The 1,759-nt window shown below is 68.1% G+C and carries 2 protein-coding genes; both read left to right on the top strand.

Going from position 1 to position 1,759, the window contains the following annotated elements:
• Nucleotides 1-503: aminotransferase class I/II-fold pyridoxal phosphate-dependent enzyme (locus AC2VOK_RS16755; RefSeq protein ID WP_428901487.1), on the top strand; the 503-nt coding region annotated here is incomplete at its 5' end.
• Nucleotides 504-546: 43 nt separating this feature from the next.
• A partial coding sequence (locus AC2VOK_RS16750; protein WP_428901486.1) for an APC family permease occupies nucleotides 547-1,759 on the top strand: 1,213 nt, incomplete at its 3' end.

The raw sequence follows: 1,759 nt of genomic DNA, 5'->3' as shown, positions 1-1,759 counted from the left end.
TGCATCCGTCGGTCTGCGACGGTGACCATACCGGTCTGTTGGCGATCCACTCGCTGTCGAAGAGCTCGTCGCTGGCCGGCTACCGGGCAGGTTTCGTGGCCGGGGACCCCGAGCTGGTCGCTGAGCTGTTGGCCGTGCGCAAGCACGCCGGGATGATGGTCCCGACGCCGGTGCAGGCGGCGATGGTGGCCGCCCTCGACGACGACGCCCACGAGCGGGCGCAGCGCGAACGGTACCGGCGGCGGCGCGACATGCTGCTGCCGGCGTTGCGCGCGGCCGGTTTTGTGGTCGACCACTCCGAGGCGGGGCTGTACCTGTGGGCCAGCCGCGGCGAGCCGTGCCGGGACAGTGTCACCTGGCTGGCCACCCGCGGCATCCTGGTGGCGCCGGGCGACTTCTACGGACCGCGGGGAGCGCGGCATGTGCGGGTCGCGCTGACTGCCACCGACGAGCGGGTCGCCGCGGCGGTGCAACGGCTCACCCAGCCCTCCCCGGCCGTCTAGAAACGGTGTCCACGGCTGTTGCGAACCGGGTAAAGAGGTAGGCGTGACTACTCCGGCGGGCAATCCACGCGTTCCCCTGTCGATCGGTGACCTGGCCAAACGGCTTTTTCTGGGGAAGCCGCTGATCACCGATGACCTGTCTTCGGAGAGATTGTCGAACCCCGTTGCGCTCGGCGCGCTTTCACCCGACGCGATCTCGTCGACCGCCTACGGCCCCGAGCAGATTCTGGTGGAGCTGCTGCCGCATGCCGGGCTGGCCGCGTTCGTGTTGCTGCTTCCCATCACCGGCGTCATCCTGGTGATCCTGGTGCTGGTGGCCGCGTCCTACCGGCAGGTCGTGATGGCCTACACACGGGCGGGCGGCTCCTATGTGGTGGCGCGGGAGAACTTCGGACCCCGGGTCGCGCAGGTTGCCGCGGCGGCGCTGCTGATCGACTACGTGGTCACGGTGGCGGTGCAGACGGCGGCGGGCACCGTGGCGGTGGTGTCGGCCATCCCCGCGCTCAGCTCGTACAGCCTGGCGATCACGGTGGCCGTGGTGCTCATCATGTGCTACGTGAACCTGCGCGGATTGCGGGAAGCCGGCCGGGGATTCGCCGCGGCCACTTACGCGTTCGTGGTCATGATGACGCTGTTGATCGTGGTCGGTGTGATTCGCGCGATCTTCGGAGGACTGCCGACCTACGATCCCCAGCACATCCAGGGCGCGGTGCCGCTGCATCAGGGCAACGGGCTGGTGATGGGCGCGACGGTCCTGGTGTTGCTGCGCGCGTTCGCCAACGGCGGGTCCTCGCTGACCGGCGTCGAGGCGATCTCCAACACCGTCAACGTCTTTCCGAAGCCGCAGGGCGTCAACGCGCGCCGGGTGCTCACCACCATGGCGTGCGTTCTGGGTTTTCTGCTTGCCGGGTTGTCCTTCCTGGCATACGCCACTCACGCCACGCCCTACGTGTCCGAATACCCGTCGATGTTGTCCGAGGTCGCCCGCGCGGTCTTCGGTCACGGGATGATCGGTGATGCGCTGTTCATGCTGCTGCAGGTGTCGACCGCGGCCATCCTGTTCACCGGCGGCAACACCAGTTTCAACGGATTCCCGGCGCTGGCCAGCTTCGTCGCCGAGGACCGCTTCCTGCCAAGGCAACTCACGAAACGCGGCTACCGGCTGGTGTTCTCCAACGGCATCGTCATGCTCACCGCGCTGTCGGTGGCATTACTGGTGGCGACCGGCGGCTCGGTGGGGGCACTGGTCCCGTTCT

Source organism: Mycobacterium sp. TH-M116 (assembly GCF_057473685.1).
Note: the sequence above shows the minus strand (reverse complement) of the source record. Positions and strands in the feature narration are given on the sequence as shown.